The following is a 15,151-nucleotide window of genomic DNA, read 5'->3' on the forward strand; positions in this document are numbered from 1 at the left end:
GCGGGGGCTGGCGCCCCCCGGCTCAGCGCAGGACGAGGGCGACGCAGGTGTCGGCGAACGTCTCCGGCGAGTCGCGCCGGGTGTCGAACCACTTGTAGGACCAGCTCGTCATGCCGATGATCGCGTTGGCCACAAGCCTGGGGTCGCCCGGCCCGATCACCCCGGCCGCCATCGCGGCCTCGACGGCGAGGACGAACTGGCGCAGGTAGAGGTGCTCCTTGCGGCCGACGTCGGCGAGGTCGGCGTGTTCCAGGCCGGCCCGCTGGTCGAAGAACACGGCGAACAGAGCGGGATCACGCGTGACGAGCAGCGCCTGGTGGCGGACGAGCGCGGCGAGCCGGTCGCGCGGGTCGGCGAGGTGGGCCAGCGTCTCGACCTCGGTCAGCGCCACCGAGATGGCGCGCTCGAAGACCAGGCGGAGCAGGTCGCTCTTGCGCTTGACGTAGTAGTAAAGGCTGGCCTTGCGCAGACCCATCGCGGCGGCCACGTCGTCGAGCGAGCCGGCCTCGTACCCGTGCGCCTGGAAGACGTCCGCCGCCACCCGCACGATGTTCTCCAGCCGATCGCGGTACTCCTGGCTGGGTTCGAGGTTGCGGGGGCGGCCACGCTTGCGCGGCGGGTCGGACTGAGTCGTGTTCATCGGGATTGCGGCGTGGAGACCCCGCCGTTCACGGCAGGGAGGAAACGCCGCCTCATCTTATTCATCGGTCGATATCCCTTCTGTAGAATGGAGGAATGTCCCGCTACCGGCTTTGTCCGACCGTCGAACAGGCGGCTGCGCTGGAAGACCATTGCGGGCATGCGCGGTACGTATGGAACCTCGCCGTGGAACAGCAGTCGTGGTGGAATCCGCGCCGCGGCCCGGCACCCGGCTACCACGAGCAGTCCCGCCAGTTGACCGAAGCGCGCCGGGAGAATCCGTGGCTTGCGGCGGGTTCGCAGACCGTTCAGCAGCAGGCGTTGCGGGATTTCGCGCGAGAACCAAACCGCCCTCCGGTGCCGGGCCTGCGGGCATCAGGCGAACGCCGACGTGAACGCGGCACGCAACATCGCCCTGGGACATGAGGGGGCAACCACGTGGGTGACTGCGCGGGGAGGCGACGCCAACAGGCGGCCCGTGAACCGCGAACCTCAACACTGCGCACCCCCTCTCCTGGCGGACATGTAGCTGTTGGAATCCCCCGCGTTCACGCGAGGGAGGATGCCGAGCGTTCCTCCGCTGGGCCGCCGCACGCCCCGAGACGATATCGACCATCCGACCAGCAGGTAGATTGCCGTCGGCGAGGTCTAGCTTACGGACCGCTCGCGTCCGGACCAGTAAGGGTTACGCAGCTCACGCTTGAGCACCTTCCCCGCGGCGTTGCGGGGCAGCGCCTCGACCAGGTCGATCGAGGTCGGGCACTTGTACGCGGCCAGCCGGGCGCGGGCGAAGGACACGACGTCGGCGGCCGTCGGGGTCCGACCAGCCTCGGCGACGACGACGGCCTTCACCGTCTCGCCCCAGCGCTCGCTCGGCACCCCGATCACCGCGACGTCGGCGATGTCGGGATGGGACATCAGGACGTTCTCGACCTCGGCCGGGTACACGTTCTCCGCCCCAGTGATGATCATGTCCTTGACCCGGTCGTGGATGAACAGGTAACCGTCGGGGTCGAGGTAGCCGACGTCGCCGGTGCGCAGCCAGCCGTCCTCGAGCAGCGCCGCGGTCTCCCGCGGGTTGTGCCAGTAGCCGGGGGTGTTCTGCGGCGAGAAGATCCAGACCTCGCCGACCTCCCAGGCCGCGGCGTCGGCCCCGGTGTGCGGCGGGACGATGCGCACCCGGGCACCGGGCACCGCTCGTCCCGCCGAGCGTAAGCGCCCGGCCGCTCCCGCCGCCCCGCCCGCCTTCGCCGTCCCACCCGGTCCCGCCGCCTCCGCCGTCCCGGCCGCGTCCGTCCCGGCCGCGTCCGTCCCGGCGGCCTCGAGGGCCCGGCGGTGATCCTCCGGCGTCAGCATGGTGACGGTGCCCGCGGTCTCGCTCAGCCCGTAGACCTGCACGAAGTCGCAGCGGAACGTCTCGATCGCCCGGACCAGCACGTCCAGCGAGATCGGCGAGGCCCCGTAGGCGATCGTGCGCAACGAGGACAGGTCCAGCTCGTCGATGCCCGGCACGCCGAGCATCGTGCGCAACACGGCGGGCACGGCGAACAGGTTCGTCACCCCGTGCTCGGCCACGGCGCGCAGGATCGCGTCGGGATGGGCCTCGCGCAGCAGCACCGTGTGGCAGCCGGCGTGGAAGCCGCTGAGCGAGTAGCCGCTGCCGGAGATGTGGAACAGCGGCATGGCGACCAGGTTCACGCTGCCGGGACCGAGGTCGAGCGTCTCCCCGGCCATCCGCAGCAGCGACAGCAGGTTGTGCTCGGTCAGCATCACGCCCTTCGGCAGGCCGGTGGTGCCCGAGGTGTAAAGCTGGATCCGCACGTCGTCGGGCTTCGCGCACAGCCCCGGGTCGAGCGCGGGCGCGGCGGCGACCCACTCGTCATAGTCCTGGTGGCGGTTCGGGTCCTGGTGGCGGGCCGAGTCCTGGTGGCGGGCCGAGTCCTGGTGGCGGGCCGAGTCCTCGCGACGGGTTGGGTCGGCTATCACGATGATCTTCTTGACGCCGGGCAGGTCGGCCTCGACCGCCTCGACGGTCGCCGCGAACGCCGCGCCGACGACGAGGACGCGGGCCTGCGCGTCGGTGATGATCGCGGCGATCTCGACCGGCGCCAGCCGCCAGCTCACCGCGACGTTCACCGCCCCCAGCTTCGCCCCGCCGAAGAGCAGCTCGTAGTACTGCGCGGCGTTGGCGTCGAGGTAGGCGACCCGGTCGCCGGCGCCGACCCCCTCGCCGGCCAGCGCCTGCGCCACCTGGTTGGAGCGGGCGTCGAGTTGGGCGAAGGTGACGGTGCGCCCGTCTGCGGTGAGCGCGGGCTGGGCGCCACGCTCCGTGCCATGGGTTCGGATCAGGTCGGCGATGGAGCTGATCGGCATGTCATACCTCGATCCTCGCGGCAGCGACCCGCAGACCGTAGGAGCCCCGCCGTATTATTGTCAACCCACGAGTCGAAGAAACATGCATCCCCTGGGGGTCCCTCGTGATCACACTCCTCGAATCCGCGACCTGGCACAACGGCCACGTCGACGGCGTCATCCGGGACATCCGCCGCCCGGTGCCCGACGACGGCCTGCTCAGCGGGGCCATCCTGCGAATGGGCGACCCCGACGCGGGCCCCGTCGTCGCCATGTCCATCGAGGGCCGGATCTTCCCTCGCAAGGCCCCCGTGCACCTGCACAAGAGCGACAGCTTCCGGATGGCACTGGGCGAGCCGATCCGGGTGGGCGGTACCAGCTACGCCCACGGCGAGTTCCGCCTGCAGCGGGCCGACGCCTTCTACGGACCGGAGTACTGGTCCGACGAGGTCGGCACCAACCAGCTCCTGCTGATGGCCGACCGGCGCGGGCTCAAGCCCTACCTGACCGACGCGCAGCTCCAACGCCTCGCCGACACCGCCCTCGCCGACGACGTCAGCCTCGAGGGAGTGGCCATGCTCCCCCGCGACGCCGACGTCCCGCACGCCATCGCCAACAGCTTCGGCGCCGCCCTGCGCCCGAGCCACTTCGACGCCGGCTTCACCGACACGACGGGATGGTCGACGCTGCGCGACGGCAGCCGGCTGGCCGCCGTCGCGTTGGGCCACCGCGAGTCCGGGGTGCTCCTGCTGTGCTGGGACCGGCCGCCGGGCGCCGCCGCGCTGCCCGCCTTCCGGCTCGGCGCCGACCTGGTGCGACTCGTGGTCGAGGGATCCTGCCGGATCGACGACCCGGACGGGGCCGGCGGCTCGGCGCAGGGGCCTGACGGCTCGACGGACGAGCCCGACGGCCGGACGAGCCGGTCCGCGAACCGCACGAGCGGGTCCGCTGACCGGACGAGCGGGGTCATCGGCGGGCCGAGCGGGGTCGAGCTCGGCCGGCTCGGCTTCCGGCTCCAGCAGGAGGGCACCTGGCACGGGGCGTCGCGCTCCGGCCCGGCCGGGTCGAAGGAGCTGTGGATCGTCGCCGACCGGCGGGCATGGCCGCCGCTCACCACGGCCGGACCGCCCGAGGGGCCGTTGGCAGAGGTGAACGTCAAGGTGGCGGCGCTGACCTCCCAGCTGGCAGCCGCCGCATGACCGCCGGCGACAACCCGGCCGGCGCCGGGACCTTCGTCGGGGGCACGGTGGGGGTGATCGGCGCGGGGGTGATGGGCGCGGGGATCGCGCAGGCGGTGGCGATGGCCGGCGGCGCGGTGGTCTGCGTCGACACCAGCGCCGTGGCCCGTGAGCGCGCCCGCCGCCACCTCGTCGAGGGCCGCTTCGGGCTGCGGGCCGCCGTCGAGCGCGGGAAGCTGGCCGCCGACGACGTCGACCGGGTCGCCGCGAGGATCGCCTGGGAGCCCGAGCTGTCGGCCGTCGCCGGCGCGACAGTGGTCATCGAGGCCGTGCCGGAGGACCTCGCGCTGAAGGTCCGGGTGTTCCGCGACCTCGACCGGGTCGCCGCCGCCGGCGCGGTCCTCGCCACCAACTCCAGCGGCTTCCCGGTCGGGGCGCTGGCCGCGGCGACCGACCGGCCCACCCGGGTCCTCGGCTGGCACTGGTCGTCGCCCGCGCAGATCATGCGCTTCGCCGAGATCGTCGTGACCGAGCACACCGACGCGGACGCCGTCGAGACGGTGACCCGACTCGCCCACGGGCTGGGCAAGAACCCGGTCGTCGTGCGCGACGCCCCGATGTCCTGGGGCTACGTCGCCAACCGGGTGTACTGGGCGGCGGTGGCCGAGGCACGCCGGATCGTCGCCGAGGGGGTCAGCACCGAACGCGACGTCGACCAGTTGCTGGTTGACTGCTTCCGCTGGCCCGTCGGGCCGTTCACGATGATCCAGGGCGCCACGACAGGCTGGACCTAGGTACGGCGCGGCCACACCGAACATCCTGACCATCAGGGTCGGGGGCGCAGGCAGGAACAATCCCGTACCCCCTGATCACACCTGGATACGAAGAGCGGTCCGCGGCGGCCCCGGCCACAGGGCGATCAGCAGATGCAGGAGGTTATGTGCGCCTCAGCGGCCCCGCACCGTCACCAACCTCCTGCAATTGCCGACGCAACCAGGACAGCTACCAGCCCCGGCACCTCCCCCACACCATCGGTCACGGCGGGCCACGGCGGGACGCGGCGGGACGCGGCCAGTCACGGCAGGACGCCGCCAGTCACGGCGCGCACGGCCGGTCGCGTTGCGCGGGAGGCATTGCGGTGCGATGTGCACGGTCCGCAGGCTCAGACCGCGCAGAACGCACCGCAGTCGGTCCGGCCCCGGTGTGGAGGCCGCGTGCCCGGCGGCGGGGCGCGACCTTGGCCGGCGGCGGACCCCGCACAGCCCGACCCTCACCCGGACAACCCACCCGGACTCCCTGCAGGAGCACATGATGCCTGGTCTCACCTTTGATCTGTCCGGCCGCACCGCCGTGGTCACCGGCGCCAGCCGAGGCATCGGCGCGGCGTGCGCGCGCGCCCTCGACGCCGCGGGCGCGCGGGTCGCCGTCGTCGCCCGCAGCGGTGCGGGCCTGGCCGCCGTCGCCGACCAGCTCGCCAACAAGCCGGTCACGATCAGCGCGGACCTAACCGTCGAGGCCGATGTCCGCCGGGTGGCCGACCAGGCTCTCGCCGAGCTCGGCGACGTCGACATCCTGGTGAACAACGCCGGGCTCGGCTGGCACCAGCCGCCGGAGGCCATCACCGCGAAGCCGCTGGACCTGCAGCTCGACCTCAACCTGCGCAACGTCATCCTGTTGACCTCGTGGCTCGCGCCGTCGCTGCTACGCCAGCGGGGATGCGTGGTCACGATGTCGTCGGCGGCGGCCTACGGCGGGGACGTCGAGCAGGCCGTCTACGCGGCGACGAAGGGCGGGCTGAACACCCTGGCCCAGAACCTGGCCACCGCCTGGGGCGATCGAGGGGTGCGGGTCAACGCCGTCGCGCCCGGGTTCGTCGACACCGACATCTGGCAGCCGCTGGTCACGGCCCTCGGCGAGGAGGGCTACCAGCGGTTTCGCCGAGCGACGGCGGCCGGCATCCCGCTGCGACGCTGGGCGAGCGCCGACGAGATCGCGACCGTCGTGCTGTTTCTGTGCTCCGACGCGGCGTCCTACCTCACCGGCCAGACGATCGTCGTCGACGGCGGCGGCGCCCCGCTCCCGAGCCGGCACCTCCCGGCCTGACCCGAACCGCCGGGCGGCGGCCCGGCGCCCGGCCACCCCGCCGCCGCTCGACCACCCCGCCAATCCGCCGCTCGACCACCCCCGCCGCTCGGCAGGTTGGCAGGTTGGCCGCTCGGCAGGTTGGCCGCTCGGCGGGTTGGCCGCTCGGCAGGTCGGCCGGCCGGCAGGTCGGTCGGCAGGTCGGCCGGCCGATTGGCAGGTCAGGGCTCAGCCGCTGACCAGGATCGTCGAGCGGTTCGTGCCGGCCATGCCGCCGGTGATCACGGCGCTGCGGGCGGCGTCGACCTGACGCTCCCCCGCGTCGCCGCGCAACTGCTGCACCGCCTCGATCACCGAGCCGAAGCCCTGCGTGGCGCGCCCCTCGCTCAGGTTGCCCCCGTGTGTGCACACCGGTATCCGGCCGAACAGCCGCAGCCGCTGCTCGGCGTCGGACCACGACTCGCGCAGTAGCGCCGGGCCCTCCCCCGGCTCGGTGTACAGGGCCTCCAGCCACAGCATGGCGAGGATCGTGAACCCGTCGTACGGGTAGGCGAGGTCGATGTCGGCGGGGGCCAGGTCGGTGCGGGCGAACAGGTTCCCGACGGCGCGGCGGGCGGCGAGCCCGTCCGCCTCGGGCCACAGCAGCCCGTCGTTGCGCGCCGGCAGCGCGCTGGCGAACGCCTCGACGAGCACGGACGGGTGCGGCAGGTCGCGGGCGCGGCTCTCGGTGGTGACCACGACGGCGAGCGCGCCGTCGATCGGCGCGTCCATGTCGAGCAGGCACATCGGATCGTCGATCATCGCAGCGGCGAGGTAGTCATCGACGGTCAGCGGGACGCGGAAGACCGCCCGGGGGTTGCCCGCGGCGTTCGTCCGGTTGTTGACCGAGATCCGGGCGAAGTCCTCCCGGGTGCTGCCGTGCAGCGCCATGTGCTCCCGCATGACCCGCGCGGCCCACAGCATCGAACCGCCGTGCTCCACCAGCGCATGGTCGAGGCCAGGGTCGAACTCGTGCGCCGGGGCCTGCCGCAGCGGGTCACCGCGGCCGACAACCGAGGTGTTCGCCCACCGGTACTTGCCGTGGTAGCACAGCGCGTAGTCGCAGTTGCCGGTCAGCACCGCGTTCGCCGCCGTCGACAGCGCCGTGACCGACGGCGGCTGCGCCGTGTCCCACCAGCGGACGTCGGGTAATCCCAGCGCGTCGACGACGTACCCGGGCCACAACGTCGGGGAGTCCGTGCCGTACACGCCGACGACCCCGTCGATCGCGTCCCGCGCGACCCCGCTGTCGAGGACCGCCGCCCGGGCGGCCCGGGCGACGAGGCTGCCCGGCCCCACGCCGCTGTCACGCGCCAGCTCCGACCAGCCGATCCCCACGATCGCGGCCCGCTCCCGCCCGCTCATGCCCCCGCCTCCCCCGCGCCGCCGTCCACGGCACGCCCGGCGCCGCCGTCGGCGGCACCATCTTCGCTACCGTCCGCCACGCCACTCTCACTACCGTCCGCCACGCCGGGGGGCCGGGCCGGGTCGGCGTCGACCGGCCCGAACTGCGGATACACGCCGCCGGCGTCCTCCCACCAGCCGAGCGCCAGCGGCATCCCGAGGGTGACCCGCTCCGGCTCGATCCCCACGATGCGGGCCAGCAGCCGGACACCCGGCGCCTCCGTCAGCGCCACGACCCCGCTGACCACCGCCGGCGCCCCGGGCGCGACGCGGGGCAGGGAGTACGACACCAGCCGTCCCGCCCCGGCGAGCGCGGTCCCCACCAGGGCGTCCGACCAACAGTCGGGGCAGAACGGCCGCGGCGGGAAGACCCAGGTGCCGCAGTCCTTGCAGCGGTCGACGCGCAGCTCCCGCCGCTGCCACCCCTGCCACAGTTCGACGGTGTCGTGATTGATCCGAGCCATCCTGACCCCCAGCCGCCCGGCAACTTTTTCTCGACTCGTGAGTCGAGCATATATCCAGAGCATGGTCGACGACCCCGCGGAGGGATGGCAGAGGGACCGAACGGGGATGGCGGCGTCGACCGTTAGGGTCGTACGGGTGACGGTCTCGATCGTGGCGCGTGATCCCGAGACCGGTCGGCTGGGAGTCGCGACCGCGAGCCGCGTTCTTGCCGTGGACGCGGGCGTCCCCCATCTGCGTCCGGGAGTGGGCGCCGTGGCGGTGCAGGCGGGGGCGCCGCGGCGATGGGGGACGCTGGCGCTCGACGCGCTGCACACGGGTCTGTCAGCCGAGGACGTCGCCGCGGTGGTGGGCAGACTTCCCGGCGCCGACGCGGCCCAGCTTGGGATCGTGGCGGCCGGCGGCGGGGCCGCGGTCGTGTCGGGGCCGAGGGTGGAAGCCGCGGTCAGCGCCGCCTGGCACGACGACGTGTGTGTCGCGGCGAACCTGATGGAACATCCCGGCGTCGCCGAGCGGACCGTCGCGGCCTACGACGCCTCGTCGGCGCAGCCGTTCCCCGCGCGGCTGGTCGCCGCCCTGGCGGCGGCGGCGGACGAGATGGGCGGCGATCTGCGTGGCCGCCAGTCCGCCGCGCTGCGGGTCGTCGACCCGGCCACCTCGTCCGGCGAGACGCGCAGCGGGCGACCGGTCGGCGGCGAGGTCGACCTGCGCGTCGACGACGCCCGCGACCCGGTCGGCGAGCTGCGCAGGCTGTGGGATCTTCACCGATCCTTCCAGCATCTCCTGCACGCCATGAACCCCGACGGCCTCTACGAGGACCTGACCCACATCGAGGCCGCACTGGCGATCGCACCCGACGACCTGACCGCCGTGGGCGCCGCCGCGCTCGCACTCACCCGGGCCGGCAGGCTCCACGACGCCACGCCGTTCCTGCGCCGCCTGGCCGCGGAAGAACCCCGCACCGCCCTGCGCCTACGCCGGCTGGCCGCCTCCGGACGCCTCGACCCCCCAGCCGCCCACGCCGCACTCCAGCTCCTCGAAGACCCGCCCGACTGAACGACGCACACCCCGTCCCGCCACCGGCAAAGGCTCTCGCGGCGAGACATCCCCGGCCATCCCCCGAGCCGCGAATATCTACGGCGTGAGAGGAAGACATGCTCCGAATCGTGGCGTGTCACCGGCGGATCCGACCCGCCGCGAACGTGATCAGCAGCGTACCGTCGTGGCGTGGACCCCATGCGCGCCTTCCAGACGGTCGACGACGCTGCCACCATCGCGGCCGGCATGGTCGCGACCGGGTCCCGACTTCAGGACATCTGGCGGCACGCTGTTGTCCAGATGCTCGACGACTACGCCAGCGTGCTTCGTCACCAGGGCATCGACGCAGCTCAGGCGATGTGGACCGACCGCCCCCGCTCCTCGGGCGACCGGCGCGTGGATGCGGCTCTCGCGGCGCTCGGGGAGCATCTCGCTCGACGCGACGGCTGGCATCCTCCCGGGTGGGTGCGCGACCCCGTACTCGAGGCGGTGCCGTGGTGGTTCGTCACCGCGCTCAGGGGTCTGCATCCCCGAGCGCTGGTCGAGTCCCCGCTGTCGTTCCGCAAACGCGGCGTGTTCATCACCAGCGGCGCGCTCCAGAGAGCGTGACATGACCGCCCGCGGTCGCGGCCATACGGCAACCGCCGAAGACCCTGCTTGACACGGCGCAATTGGCCGGGCCTCCCGGAGCGGAGAAGCGCCCGTCCGTCATGCGGTCATCAGACGGCTCTCATCCTCGTCCGTGTGGTCCTCGTGGCCGGATGCGGTGCGTCTTACACGGTCTGAGCCTGCGGGCCGTACGCGGCGCACCGCAATCTCTGCCGCGTGCCACGACCCTGCCGGCCAGTACGGCCGGGCGCCGACAGCGTCATCCGATGCGGGGCAGGGTAGTGTCGCGGGGCGTGAGTCTGGATCGGTGGCGGGATCGGTACGCGCAGCGTGCCCAGGGGATGATCGCGAGCGAGGTTCGGGCGCTGTTCGCGGTCGCATCCCGTCCCGAGATCGTGTCGCTCGCCGGGGGCATGCCCGCGGTCGACGCGCTGCCGCTGGAGGCGGTCGCGGCGACCGTGTCGGAGCTGGTGCTGAGCCGGGGTGCGGTGGCGCTGCAGTACGGCTCGGCGCAGGGCGATCCGGGTCTGCGCGCACGGATCTGCGACGTGATGGCGATGGAGGGCATCACCGACGCCCATCCCGACAACGTGGTCGTGACCGCGGGCTCGCAGCAGGCGCTGGACCTGCTCACCCGCGTGTTCGTCGATCCCGGCGACGTCGTCGTCACCGAAGGGCCCACGTACGTCACGGCGATCAACACGTTCGCGGCGTACCAGGCGCGGATCGTGCACGTGCCGATGGACGGCGACGGCCTGTCGCCGACCGCGCTCGCGCAGACGCTGGCGCGGCTGGCCGCCGAGGGCGCCCGGGTGAAGCTGCTCTACACGGTGCCGACCTTCCAGAATCCCGGCGGGATCACCCTGACGCCGCCGCGGCGGGCCGAGGTGCTGGAGATCTGCCGGCGCGCCGGGGTGCTGGTGGTCGAGGACAATCCGTACGGGCTGCTGTCGTTCACGGGCGAGCCGGTGCGGGCGATGCGCGCCGACGCCCCCGACGATGTGGTGTATCTGGGGTCGTTCTCGAAGACGTTGGCGCCGGGCCTGCGGGTCGGGTGGGCGCTGGCCCCGGCGCCGGTGACGGCCCGGCTCGTGCTGGCCGCGGAGTCGGCGATCCTGTCCCAGTCGATGTTCACCCAGTTGGTGGTCGAACGGTATCTGGCGACCCAGCCGTGGGCCGAACAGGTGAAGGTGTTCCGGGAGATGTACCGGGAGCGCCGCGACGCCATGCTCGACGCCCTGGCCGAGTCGATGCCCGCCGGTGCGACCTGGACCCGGCCGGACGGGGGATTCTTCGTCTGGGTGACACTGCCCGGCGGGGTGGACACCAGGGCGATGCTGGCGCGGGCGATCGCCGCCCGGGTCGCCTACGTTCCCGGGGCCGGGTTCTACGCCGACGGGTCGGGTGGCAGCAGCATGCGGTTGTCGTTCTGCTACCCGCCGCCCGAGCGCATCCGCGACGGCGTCGGCCGGCTGGGCCGCGTCGTGCGGGACGAGCTGGACCTTCGCGACACCTTCGCCCGTGACACGTTCGCCGACCGCCCCTGATGTCGCCGACCGTCCCTGATGTCGCCGACGGACCATGATGCGCCCGACGCTGTGAAGGACACGACGATGACCGATCTGGGCCGGGTGCTGATCCTCGCCGGGGGGCTCTCACCCGAACGGGAGGTGTCGCTGCGATCGGGCGGCAGGCTGCGCGACGCGCTGACCCGCATCGGGGTCGAGGCCGACCTGGCCGACGTCGATGCCGCGACGTTGCCCGCGCTGGCCGCCGACCCGCCCGATGTGGTGTTCCCCGTGCTGCACGGGACGTCGGGGGAGGACGGCACGATCCGGGAGGTCCTCGACCTCTACGACCTGCCCTACGTGGGCGCGGCACCGCCGGCCTGCCGGGTGGCGTTCGACAAGGCGACGGCGAAGGCGGCCGTCGGCGCCGCCGGGGTGGCGACGCCGGCGGCGGTGACGCTGCCCCGCGAGGCGTTCCACGATCTGGGCGCCGCCGCGCTGATCGAACGGATCGTCGCCCGGCTGGGGCTGCCGGTCGTGGTGAAGCCCCGTGCGGGTGGATCGGCGTTCGGGGTCAGCCGGGTCGACGATGCCGGCGGGCTCGCCGAGGCGCTGATGAGCTGCTTCGGCTATCACGACTCGGCCCTGATCGAACAGGCCGTCAGCGGAGTCGAGATCACCGTCGGCGTCGTCGACACCGGCGACGGGCCGGTCGCGTTGCCGGCCGTCGAGATCGAGCCGGCCGCGGGGGTATACGACTATGCCGCCCGGTACACCGCGGGCGCGACCGCGTTCTTCACCCCGGCTCGCCTTGACGACGCGGTGCTGCGGGCCGCCACCGCGACCGCGCTCACCGCGCATCGCGTGCTGGGCCTGCGGGACCTGTCCCGCACCGACCTGATCGTCGACGCGGCCGGCGTCGCGCAGTTCCTGGAGGTGAACGTGGCCCCCGGGATGACCGACACGAGCACCTGGCCGATGGGCCTGCACGCCGCCGGCCTCGACTTCGCCGTCGTCTGCCGCGACCTGGCGGCCCGAGCACGGGACCGCAGCGGCACCCCGCGCGGTTGACCACAGCCGCGGGTCACCGCCGGAGGCGTGCCGTCGGCCCGGGAACGCAGCCACCATGACGTCCCCAGCGACCAGAGTTCGATGTGCCGGGCGTCCTCACCCGGCGTCCACGTCCCCGTCCGCGGACGCAGGAATATCCCGGGCCAATCACCTTTCCATTACATTTCAACGGCCTTCCATTGGCCTCCTGCGCCTGGTTGGCGCCTGTGATCAGGATTCCCATGGCAGGAATCAGCCCAGCGAAAAGAACCCTCAGCAGGAGTTCCCGGACCGGTAATCTGGTCACGAGGACACCTCCGGACGGAAAGCATCGGCACGGTCCTTGCCAGCGGAATTTTCGCCGCAGGAGCTGCGGGCGACCAACGTCGGTTCGACGAGGACGGAGACCGCCCTGCTCGGGCGTTCGACGACGAGTTCGCTCGCCCGTCGACCCATCTGGTACGCGGGCTGAGTGATCACACTGATCCCGAGTGCGGCGGCCCAGGGAAAGTCGTCCATCGTCAGAAAGGCGATGTCGTCGGGGATGGCGACGCTTCGGGCGGTCAGGGCGGCGTGGACGGCGACGGTCAGGCGGCCGGTGGTGCAGACGACCGCGTCCAACGGCCTGCCTCGATCATGTGCACGCGCGAGGAGCTCACCGACGGCGCGGTCGACGTCCTTCTCCGTGGCGGCGATGGTCACCGCGTCCTCGGGCAGCGGCAGATCCAGATCGGTGAGAGCCTGCCGCAGCCCCGCGGTGCGCGCGATCTGCGAGGGACGGCCCCCGGAGGTGACGACCCCGACGGACGACCGTCCGCACTCGGCCAGATGCCCGGCCATCAGACGACCGGCCGCGGCGTCGTTCAGGCTGATCGAGTGCAGGCCGGGCGGCGGGCCCGGCACGGTGCGCGCGACGACCACGCAGGGTGTGCCGCTCTCGGCCATACGCCGAAGGCGGCTGTCGGTGCTCTCGCCGGTCGTCACGATCAGTCCGCGCACCCGGTGTTCGTCCATCATCCGGACCAGGGCGATCTCGTGGTCGCTCGGACGAAACGTGTTGGCGAACATGACGAGGCTGCTGTTCGCGGCGGCCACGGCGTCGATGCCACGGATCAGGTCGAGGTAGAAGGGGCTGCTCAGGTCGCGGATGACGACCCCGATCGTGCTGGCGCGCCCGGCGAAAATGCCCCTGGTGAGCGCGTTGGGGGTGTAGTCGAGCGAGCTGACGGCCGCCCACACCCTGCCGGCCGTCGCCTCGGTGACGGCGCCGCCGTTGAGGACCCGGGAGACCGTGGCCGTGGACACGCCGGCGTGCGCGGCGACATCGCCGATGGTGGCCCGCCTCACCATGGTCGCCCCGTGTTCCCCCGACCAGCGTCCCGGTTCCCCTGACCAGGGTCCCGGTTCCCCCGACCCGCGCCCCGGTTCCCCTGACCGGCGTCCCGCCGACCGTCTCGGACGACGATCTCGCCGCCGAGAAGGACGGTGCTCACCGCGGGGAGCTCCGCGGGGTCCGTCACCACCAGGTCGGCGAGAGCACCCGGCACCACGCGGCCGCGCCGGGGCGCCACACCCGGGATGGCGTCGGCGACGTTGGCGGTAGCCATGGCGACCGCGGCCGGGAGACTCACGACGCCCGCCCGGACGGACCGGTCGATCGCCAGCAGGATCGGGTCGTGGTGGCCGCCCGCGTAGTCGGTGGAGATCGTGTCGACCAGTCCTGCGGCGAACATCGCGTAGAGCAGCTCCGGACCGGTGGTGAGCCGGCGGGCTCCGAACGTGTCGAGGGTGGAGACATCCACGACCACGCCCGCCTCCTTGAGTCGTTCGGCGTGCTCGAGGGCTTCACGCAGTTCGAAGCTCGAGTGGTTGGAGTGCCCGGCGATCATTGTGACGTCGGTTCTCGCGATGGCGGCGACCTGGGTCATCGACGCGGCCGCATTGTGCACCAGCACCGGGACGGCCAGTTCGCGGGCCTGATCGGCGGCCTCGGCGAGCCCGTGCAGTGCGATGTCGAAGGCAGGCAGCACCACGGCCGAAACGATCTCGCGCGCCTCCTCGACCGAGAGTCTGCCGGTCAGCTCCGCGGCCGCCAGCGCCTGCTCGACGGCGTCGCGGTCGAACGCCGACACCGCTATGTGCCGGCCCAGTATGGCGATCTTCAGGTCGTTCGCCTGCCGAGGCGTGACCGTCACACCGGTACGTCTGGCGATCTCGGCCGGAATGTGGAGGTAACTCGCCCCTCCCCCGCCGAGGGTGTGCCCCGCCCCGATCTCGCCGAGCGCGACCGCACCGGCGTCGACGGCGTGCCGCGCGGTGAACCGCCGGTTCGCCTCGGTGAGACCGCCGCCGTCGGCGACGGTCGCCGCGTGCAGGCACGCCGGGGTGTTGCAGGAGGCGAGTCTGACATTGACGGGATGCGCCTCGTCGGTGCTGGCGAGATCCTGCGCGGTGACGAAACCGTCCACGCAGAGCACCGTCGTCGTCCCCGCCAGCAGGTGCCGGTCGAGGTTGGCCAGCACCTGCTCGCGCGGCAGGCCCACATGCCCGCTGGGAAACAGGGGCCCGTACGCGGTGCCGTGGGTGTGGTTGTTGATGAGACCCGGAATCACCAGCTTGCCGGCACAGTCGACGATCTCGTCGACGGTTCCGTATGCCTCTGCGGGGCGCGAGGGAATGATCTCGCGCACGCTCTCCCCCGCGACGACGATGTCGACGCCGTGCCGCGGACTCCCGCCCCGGCCGTCGACCAGATCGCCGCCATGCATGACAATCGTGCGCACCGCTCCT

At 72.5% G+C, this 15,151-nt stretch carries 14 protein-coding genes and 1 pseudogene; 9 read left to right on the forward strand and 6 right to left on the reverse strand.

The features are described 5' to 3' along the window. Window positions 1–22 precede the first annotated feature (22 nt). Window positions 23–640, reverse strand: a complete 618-nt coding sequence (locus ND748_RS04410) for a TetR/AcrR family transcriptional regulator (RefSeq protein ID WP_251744208.1) — start codon at window positions 638–640, stop codon at window positions 23–25. A gap of 95 nt (window positions 641–735) precedes the next feature. On the opposite strand from ND748_RS04410, the pseudogene ND748_RS04415 reads away from it, so the two are divergent. Further along, window positions 736–978, forward strand: a pseudogene (locus tag ND748_RS04415) (helix-turn-helix domain-containing protein); the annotation flags it as partial. Next, window positions 926–1,168, forward strand: a complete 243-nt coding sequence (locus ND748_RS34925; RefSeq protein WP_374215846.1) for a zinc ribbon domain-containing protein — start codon at window positions 926–928, stop codon at window positions 1,166–1,168. The pseudogene ND748_RS04415 and the gene ND748_RS34925, both read left to right, overlap by 53 nt. Before the next feature lie 119 nt (window positions 1,169–1,287). Here the strand turns inward: ND748_RS34925 and ND748_RS04420 are convergent, their stop codons facing one another. Continuing rightward, window positions 1,288–3,012 (reverse strand): long-chain-fatty-acid--CoA ligase, encoded by a 1,725-nt coding sequence (locus tag ND748_RS04420; RefSeq protein WP_251744209.1) that lies wholly within the window; start codon window positions 3,010–3,012, stop codon window positions 1,288–1,290. Between the two features lie 104 nt (window positions 3,013–3,116). On the opposite strand from ND748_RS04420, the gene ND748_RS04425 reads away from it, so the two are divergent. From ND748_RS04425 to ND748_RS04435, 3 genes are all read left to right on the forward strand, one after another. Continuing rightward, on the forward strand, window positions 3,117–4,190 hold the full coding sequence (locus tag ND748_RS04425; protein ID WP_251744211.1) for a hypothetical protein: 1,074 nt from the start codon (window positions 3,117–3,119) through the stop codon (window positions 4,188–4,190). After that, entirely contained in the window at window positions 4,187–4,963 is a 777-nt protein-coding gene (locus tag ND748_RS04430) for a 3-hydroxyacyl-CoA dehydrogenase family protein (protein ID WP_251744213.1), read from the forward strand. Before ND748_RS04425 ends, ND748_RS04430 begins: the two co-directional genes overlap by 4 nt. A 517-nt stretch (window positions 4,964–5,480) precedes the next feature. Further along, the gene (locus ND748_RS04435) at window positions 5,481–6,272 is read left to right on the forward strand and encodes an SDR family NAD(P)-dependent oxidoreductase (RefSeq protein WP_251744215.1); all 792 of its coding nucleotides are present in this window, start codon (window positions 5,481–5,483) and stop codon (window positions 6,270–6,272) included. A 207-nt stretch (window positions 6,273–6,479) separates the two neighbouring features. On the opposite strand, the gene ND748_RS04440 is transcribed toward ND748_RS04435, so the two are convergent. Both ND748_RS04440 and ND748_RS04445 read right to left on the reverse strand, forming a co-directional pair. After that, entirely contained in the window at window positions 6,480–7,655 is a 1,176-nt protein-coding gene (locus ND748_RS04440) for a thiolase family protein (RefSeq protein ID WP_251744217.1), read from the reverse strand. After that, the gene (locus ND748_RS04445) at window positions 7,652–8,158 is read right to left on the reverse strand and encodes a Zn-ribbon domain-containing OB-fold protein (protein WP_251744219.1); all 507 of its coding nucleotides are present in this window, start codon (window positions 8,156–8,158) and stop codon (window positions 7,652–7,654) included. The genes ND748_RS04440 and ND748_RS04445 overlap by 4 nt, the downstream gene beginning before the upstream one ends. 136 nt (window positions 8,159–8,294) lie before the next feature. Between ND748_RS04445 and ND748_RS04450 the strand changes: the two genes are divergently transcribed. The 4 genes from ND748_RS04450 to ND748_RS04465 all read left to right on the forward strand — a co-directional run bounded on the left by ND748_RS04450 (window position 8,295) and on the right by ND748_RS04465 (window position 12,382). Further along, the gene (locus tag ND748_RS04450) at window positions 8,295–9,212 is read left to right on the forward strand and encodes a DUF1028 domain-containing protein (protein WP_251744221.1); all 918 of its coding nucleotides are present in this window, start codon (window positions 8,295–8,297) and stop codon (window positions 9,210–9,212) included. A gap of 180 nt (window positions 9,213–9,392) precedes the next feature. Beyond that, a complete protein-coding gene (locus tag ND748_RS04455; RefSeq protein ID WP_251744223.1) occupies window positions 9,393–9,803 on the forward strand; it encodes a hypothetical protein in 411 nt (136 codons plus the stop codon). Window positions 9,804–10,144: 341 nt separating this feature from the next. Further along, on the forward strand, window positions 10,145–11,350 hold the full coding sequence (locus ND748_RS04460) for a PLP-dependent aminotransferase family protein (protein WP_251744254.1): 1,206 nt from the start codon (window positions 10,145–10,147) through the stop codon (window positions 11,348–11,350). Between the two features lie 66 nt (window positions 11,351–11,416). Then, on the forward strand, window positions 11,417–12,382 hold the full coding sequence (locus ND748_RS04465) for a D-alanine--D-alanine ligase (protein WP_251744225.1): 966 nt from the start codon (window positions 11,417–11,419) through the stop codon (window positions 12,380–12,382). Between the two features lie 282 nt (window positions 12,383–12,664). Here ND748_RS04465 and ND748_RS04470 read toward each other — a convergent pair whose 3' ends face one another. Continuing rightward, entirely contained in the window at window positions 12,665–13,711 is a 1,047-nt protein-coding gene (locus ND748_RS04470) for a LacI family DNA-binding transcriptional regulator (protein ID WP_251744226.1), read from the reverse strand. Next, a complete protein-coding gene (locus tag ND748_RS04475; RefSeq protein WP_251744228.1) occupies window positions 13,705–15,144 on the reverse strand; it encodes an amidohydrolase family protein in 1,440 nt (479 codons plus the stop codon). Before ND748_RS04475 ends, ND748_RS04470 begins: the two co-directional genes overlap by 7 nt. Window positions 15,145–15,151: the final 7 nt, after the last annotated feature.

The organism is Frankia sp. AiPs1 (assembly GCF_023716945.1).
Classification (GTDB): domain Bacteria; phylum Actinomycetota; class Actinomycetes; order Frankiales; family Frankiaceae; genus Frankia.

Bases quoted from the DNA above. Each gene is read 5' to 3' on its own strand.
- ND748_RS04430 (WP_251744213.1), top strand. From the start codon at position 4,187: ATGACCGCCGGCGACAACCCGGCCGGCGCCGGGACCTTCGTCGGGGGC.
- ND748_RS04460 (WP_251744254.1), top strand. From the start codon at position 10,145: ATGATCGCGAGCGAGGTTCGGGCGCTGTTCGCGGTCGCATCCCGTCCC.
- ND748_RS04420 (WP_251744209.1), bottom strand. From the start codon at position 3,012: ATGCCGATCAGCTCCATCGCCGACCTGATCCGAACCCATGGCACGGAG.
- ND748_RS04440 (WP_251744217.1), bottom strand. From the start codon at position 7,655: ATGAGCGGGCGGGAGCGGGCCGCGATCGTGGGGATCGGCTGGTCGGAG.
- ND748_RS04470 (WP_251744226.1), bottom strand. From the start codon at position 13,711: ATGGTGAGGCGGGCCACCATCGGCGATGTCGCCGCGCACGCCGGCGTG.
- ND748_RS04465 (WP_251744225.1), top strand. From the start codon at position 11,417: ATGACCGATCTGGGCCGGGTGCTGATCCTCGCCGGGGGGCTCTCACCC.
- ND748_RS04410 (WP_251744208.1), bottom strand. From the start codon at position 640: ATGAACACGACTCAGTCCGACCCGCCGCGCAAGCGTGGCCGCCCCCGC.
- ND748_RS04435 (WP_251744215.1), top strand. From the start codon at position 5,481: ATGCCTGGTCTCACCTTTGATCTGTCCGGCCGCACCGCCGTGGTCACC.
- ND748_RS04445 (WP_251744219.1), bottom strand. From the start codon at position 8,158: ATGGCTCGGATCAATCACGACACCGTCGAACTGTGGCAGGGGTGGCAG.
- ND748_RS04455 (WP_251744223.1), top strand. From the start codon at position 9,393: ATGCGCGCCTTCCAGACGGTCGACGACGCTGCCACCATCGCGGCCGGC.